The sequence below is a fragment of the Microcoleus sp. F4-D5 genome (assembly GCF_036704885.1).
Classification (GTDB): Bacteria; Cyanobacteriota; Cyanobacteriia; order Cyanobacteriales; family Microcoleaceae; genus Microcoleus.
This window is the reverse complement of the sequence record NZ_JAUBSX010000154.1, coordinates 1-5,453: the sequence shown is the minus strand read 5'-3', so window position 1 is coordinate 5,453 and position 5,453 is coordinate 1. Positions and strand designations below refer to the sequence as shown.

4 protein-coding genes are annotated in these 5,453 nt (G+C 43.8%); 1 reads left to right on the top strand and 3 read right to left on the bottom strand.

Features of this window, described 5'->3' with window-relative positions:
* Positions 1-184: 184 nt before the first annotated feature.
* The 3 genes from holA to dnaN all read right to left on the bottom strand — a co-directional run bounded on the left by holA (position 185) and on the right by dnaN (position 4,244).
* Positions 185-1,141: a DNA polymerase III subunit delta gene (holA, locus tag QUA80_RS32895; RefSeq protein ID WP_333429104.1), complete on the bottom strand. Its 957-nt coding sequence runs from the start codon at positions 1,139-1,141 to the stop codon at positions 185-187.
* A complete protein-coding gene (dnaX, locus tag QUA80_RS32890; RefSeq protein WP_333429103.1) occupies positions 1,138-2,553 on the bottom strand; it encodes a DNA polymerase III subunit gamma/tau in 1,416 nt (471 codons plus the stop codon). Before dnaX ends, holA begins: the two co-directional genes overlap by 4 nt.
* A gap of 293 nt (positions 2,554-2,846) precedes the next feature.
* Positions 2,847-4,244 carry a DNA polymerase III subunit beta gene (gene dnaN, locus QUA80_RS32885; RefSeq protein ID WP_333429102.1) on the bottom strand — a complete coding sequence of 466 codons (1,398 nt, stop codon included), beginning with the start codon at positions 4,242-4,244 and terminating at the stop codon, positions 2,847-2,849.
* Here dnaN and QUA80_RS32880 point away from each other — a divergent pair.
* The gene (locus tag QUA80_RS32880) at positions 4,228-4,491 is read left to right on the top strand and encodes a hypothetical protein (RefSeq protein WP_333151043.1); all 264 of its coding nucleotides are present in this window, start codon (positions 4,228-4,230) and stop codon (positions 4,489-4,491) included. The two genes, dnaN and QUA80_RS32880, sit on opposite strands and share 17 nt — an antisense overlap.
* Positions 4,492-5,453 lie beyond the last annotated feature (962 nt).

Here is a 5,453-nt window from a genome sequence, read left to right as displayed (position 1 = left end):
CTTCACTAAGGAACATAAATTTGATTTTCCCAAAATTCATCAATATTGTACATAGAAAATCATTTAGGATCGCTATATTACGCCAAAAATGTTAAAAAATAACTTGGATAAGTAATGAAACAACAGCTTTTTTAACAAGGCAGTTAATGAAAGGCTGCCGAATTAACTCAGCAGCGCTTTCCTGTTATTTAAGGTGAGTGAGTTGAGTGATGCTGAGCAAAGCAGGCAACATCGAGTCAGGCTTATCTCCTGTTTTGAGGGCAATTTCTAAATCAAACAAAATGGAGAGCGATCGACTTAAGAAGTTCGCAGATACTTCCTTAACCTCCTGCTTAAGGAAATACAGCCGTTTGGGGTTACTAATTCCGCACATACTAGCAATTTCGCTATCAGAACGTTGTTGGTCAGAATTGATAGTAGCTTTTACCCACAGCCAAGTTTTAAACTGAGTTTGGAGAGTGGCAATAATTGCTAAAGGAAACTCTGCCCGAGATAGCAATTCATCAAGCACCTTAATTGCCGCTACTGCTTGACCTTTTAAAAGAGCTTCGGCAAGTTGAAAACAGTTGGCTGTGGTAGCTGGAACGAGGATTTTAGCAGCTTCTTTCGTAATGCGAGCGCCTGCTGCATAAATGGCTAATTTCTCTAGTTCACTGACTCTTCTAGCAGAATCGTTGCCAATGGCTACCGCTAGATAACTGACAGCATCTCTGGCAATTGAGAGATTCATCTGTTTAGCAGTAGTAGCGATCGCACTTTCAATTAAATCAGTACGCCAAGGAGGAATGAGAGTAAACTCCTTAAGTTTACCAAACTGCAACAAATGCTTGACTACCTTGAGCCGTTTGTCGATAACAGCAGCAGTGAAAACTAAGTGCGTTGTAGCAGGTAATTGGGGCAAAATTTGCAGCAATTCTAGCCCCATTTCTCCAAATTGCTTGAAATCGCAATTTTCAACGACAATAAGTTTGTTTCCACCGCCGAAAGGAACTGAAGCAGCAGCAGAGAGGGCTGCATCCAGGGAAGAAGCATTTCTGCGGTGGATGTTGAAATCTCGCCAGAGAGGATGAGTTTGAGTCTTAAAATTTTCAACTTCTCGTTCAATTGCGTAGGTATCATTCCCAATTAGGATGCTAATCATGCTGCTAACTCCTCCTGTTGTTTGACAGTAACAGTAACAGAGCGGCCTAAAGCTTTAGTAACGATCCGCTGCACGGATTCAAGGTGACTCTGAAACTTGTTCGCGTATTTTCTTTCTACTGCTAACACACATGAATCAGCAGAAAGTTCTGCAATTTGAGCGCGGTTTAAAAGGCTGCGATTGCCGGGTTTCGCTGCTGCTACTACTTGCGCCCAAGTTGCCTCGAAGTCAGGAGAATCTGCCTCTATTTTTTGAGGGGTTTTATCAAATTTGTCAGGCTGATTAGATTGGGAAGTTGCCGGCAACCGCGTTTCGGGGGCAGCGGGTTTGCAAGACAGCATCAAGTTCAGCAGACAGACTTCTAACCAGGTAGCCGCATTAGTGCTAGTTCTCAATTGAAATTCTGATTTTTGCAATTGTGCACAAGCCGCATCAATTGTTTCAAAATCGAGATGAAGAGCGAGCGAGCGCAGTTGTGAGTAGCCTACTGGCCCTGCAATTAAATTCTGGCAGTGGCGCGTTGATTTGACAATGAGCAAATCTCTCATTGCTGCTAGCAAGCTACTGAGAATCAGTTTGGGAGTTTTGCCACTGTCAATCAGCGTTCTCGAAGATTGCAGTACGCTTAAGGTATCGCCAGAATGAATAGCTTTGAGAAGGGCGATCGAGTCTTGCTCGCTAATGCTGCCAGATACTTCTGCAACTTGAGTTAGGGTAATCTCTGAGTTTAGCAGTGAAAGCTGAGAAAGTAATTGCAGGGCATCCCTTAACCCCCCGTCGCAGGTGCGAGCGATTGCCCGCATGGCCTCACTTGCGATCGCAATAGATTCAACGGAGCTAATTTTGTGCAATTGTCCGACAATAGCATCAACTGACAAGGCTCGGAAGTTAAAAGTTTGGCAGCGGGAGATAATTGTCGGCAGGACTTTATGTGCTTCAGTCGTACAGAGAATAAATACCACATGAGCCGGAGGTTCTTCAAGGCATTTGAGGAGAGCATTTTGAGCGCTGGTACTGAGTTGGTGACACTCGTCTAAAATCCAAATCCGGTAACGGCTCATCGCTGGCGCAAAGTTGCTGTGTTGTATTAATTCTCTGGCATCATCCACGCCATTGTGAGAGGCAGCATCGATTTCAGTTACGTCTAAGCTTGAACAGGAGTCAATGGTTTTGCAGCTTGAACATTCCCCGCAAGGAGTGGCGGTTGGCTTTTTGCTATTCAAACAATTGAGGGATTTAGCCTGAATGCGAGCGGTTGAGGTTTTGCCTGTTCCTCTGGGCCCGGTAAACAGGTAAGCTTGAGCAATTTTGTCGGAGGTAATGGCATTGGTCAAGGTTGTTTTGATGGTGTCTTGACCAACTAATTCTTGCAGATTTTTTGGTCGGTATTTGAGGTGCAGTGGTTGGTACATTTTGAGTCGTTAGAATACTTCTGGTAACTATTCCCCGATAGGGGATAGGAAAAAGGGAGTGGGGAATGGGGAGTGGGGAGTAGGGCAAGACAGGTGATACCAAATCAGGGTTAAAATCCCTTTATTGCTGAAGAGGGGGAAGGGGAGAAATTAGCGATCGAACTCAAAAAGGCGGTGAGTAACCCGAATTTAGTATGATTGGTAGTCAAATCGCTCGCGACTCCTCCTCTTCTTACTCTTTTCTTTCCTCTCCTCCCCACTTCCCCACTCCCTACTCCCCACTCCCTCCATGACTATTCTTGCGGAGCGACAATATATTCGCACTCTAAAGCCTCTGTACCCGACGCAGGCGTTCCAAACGGTGCAATCAGTAGGGGAGCGGTAGGAGTTGCCATTAACACCCGCAAATCAGAGCTGGAAATCGCTTTGGCTGTATCAATCAAATAGCGGATGTCGCACTTGAGACGAAACTCACAGCCCCATAGTTTGGCATCAACTGTCTCCGTTCCTGAACTGAGAGTATTGTTGAGTGATGCTCGCACTTGTTGGGCATCTAAATCGAATTCTAAAATAGCTGTTAGGTGAGACTTGTCGCTGTGAGAAGCTAACCTCTCTAAGGCTTTTAAAAAGCTCAGCCTCTCAACCACCACTTGATGGCTAAATTCAGGTCGATAGGGAGCAATAATTTGGTCGCAAACCGGATATTGACCTTCGAGCAACTTCGCTGTCAGCCGCCAATTATTCCACTCGAATGCGACGAAATTGCTAGGTTGCTCCGGCAAACCTTCATAGTAAATCGTAACTTTGTCAGTGGAATTCAAAGAACGCTCCAATAACCGGAGTACCTTAGCAGGGACAGTAAAATTAACTATTTGACTGCTTAAAAGGTGGGAATTGCTGCTTTCGTTCAATCCTAAAACCATTGCTACCCGATGCCCATCTGTCGTCCAAACTCTCAGTTTATCGAGTCCTCTGTCTGCGTCGTGACTGAGTTGAAAATTCCCTCCAGTTAAAATGCGTTTGTTTTCCTCAGAACTTACAGCAAATAAGCTAGCTTTTAGGACAGAAATTAACACGCTAGCAGGAAGCGTTACAAGTTTCTGTTGAACGCTGGGGATAGCCGGAAATTCGTCCGCAGCTAGCCCGCGAATGGCGTGCTTGCTTCTTGACGCACTCAGAGTGGCACTGACTGATGGAACGTCGCTTCCTTTAATAATTTCACAAGAACTCTTTAAGGTAAGGCTGCCGTTAGGAAATTTTCCCAGAATGTCAGCAAGTATGGGTGCGGGGAGGGTAAGCTTTCCAGATTGATTGACATTCGCACCAAAGCTCACTTGCATTCCAAATTCTAAGTTGTAAGCAGTCAGATGTAAATGTTGAGTTTCAGCATCAGCTTCAATCAAAATATTGGACAAAATGGGATGGCTGTTATTGCTGGGAATGATGCCTTTCAGGGCTTGTATATAATCGTTGAATTCTCTTGAATTGCAGACAACTTCAATAGCTGATGGGAGAGGAGAAGGGGAAGGCAATATCGCCTCATTTGACAATGTTTCTAGAGAAGGAGCATCGACGGCTGGAAGTGCTGCAAAATTTGTGCAAGTTTGCGAGGCTTCTACTTGTTGTGGAGAGATTGTTAAGGGTTCGCAAACCGAGTCAGTTTCAGTTGTTGCTTTGACTGATTTGTTCACAGTCTTTGCAGAATTAGTGGCTGTTGCAGCCGAGCGTTTTTTCTTAACTGTTCTCTCCAATACTTCCTTTTTATGCGGTGTTCCTGTTTGTCGAGATTTTGCCATAATTAGCCTGGTGTCAGGGGTGCGATTGGCCGCTGCGGTAGCAGCACTTATTCAGGTTGTTGAGAAAGAGGAGTGGGAAAGGAAAGGAGAAGGAGAAAGAGAAGGAAAAGGAGAAGGAGAAGGGGAAGGAACCCACGCTTAAAAGCATAGGATTGAAAGGTGGACATTTTGTATCTAACTCGGTGCATATCGATACAATTATTGATTTTTTGAGCATTGCTATCAACCCACAACTAAAGTTTTTTATCCATTTTTACCTTCTGCTTCGCCTTGCCTTTCCGTTTCCCTTTCTTCTTATTTTATAAATAGAACTTACGCACAGACTCTACTTGTAGGGTGCTGATGGCACACGTTACTACTACAGATAGTGTGAAAATTGACTTATGCAGCGTAAGTCCCGATGGAGAAGCTTTCTGAAAGTTGAGCGTTAGTGACTGTTTTTTAGAAAGGTATAGACCTGTTAGTTGAGCACTTTACCTGTTAGTTGAGCACTTTACCTGTTAGTTGAGCACTTTACCTGTTATAGCAACCGCGCCCGACGGTTAGGACATTCTTAATCGCTGAAACCATTGCTATTACTGCTTCTTCCTTCTTCCGAATGCTCGAGTTGAGGACTTTACCTCTTGGTTGAAAAGTTTACCTCTTGGTTGAGAAGTTTATTGTTTGAGTACAAGTCATTGGGGGCAACAAATAATATCCGATATCGGCAGCGGCTTGCACCGACATAATAAAGCCGGTGGTACTCTTTAAGTTTCTGTGTGCTGCTCAAATCTTTGCCGATTAACAATCTGCTGAAAAGGTCGCTTCCGTCAATGCCAACTTCATCAAAAGTGCTGCCCTGCGAATTGTGAATAGTCAGAGCAAAGCAATTGTTAATTTCAGCGAACAAGTCATCTTTGAACCAGTAATATTTCCTCCAAAGAAATCCATTGCGTTTAGCACTCTTTAGCTTTTCTTTAAGTTCAGCCTGGTAACGCAGGGTAAACGCATCTAAATTAATTTGACAAAAACCTCAATTTGTGTATTACTAAACAACTAAAAAAACATTTTTAAAATTCTTAATTTTCACCCGACTTGAGCAGATTAAATCCGAACCTTAAGATT

Bases quoted from the DNA above. Each gene is read 5' to 3' on its own strand.
- holA (WP_333429104.1), bottom strand. From the start codon at position 1,141: ATGATTAGCATCCTAATTGGGAATGATACCTACGCAATTGAACGAGAA.
- dnaX (WP_333429103.1), bottom strand. From the start codon at position 2,553: ATGTACCAACCACTGCACCTCAAATACCGACCAAAAAATCTGCAAGAA.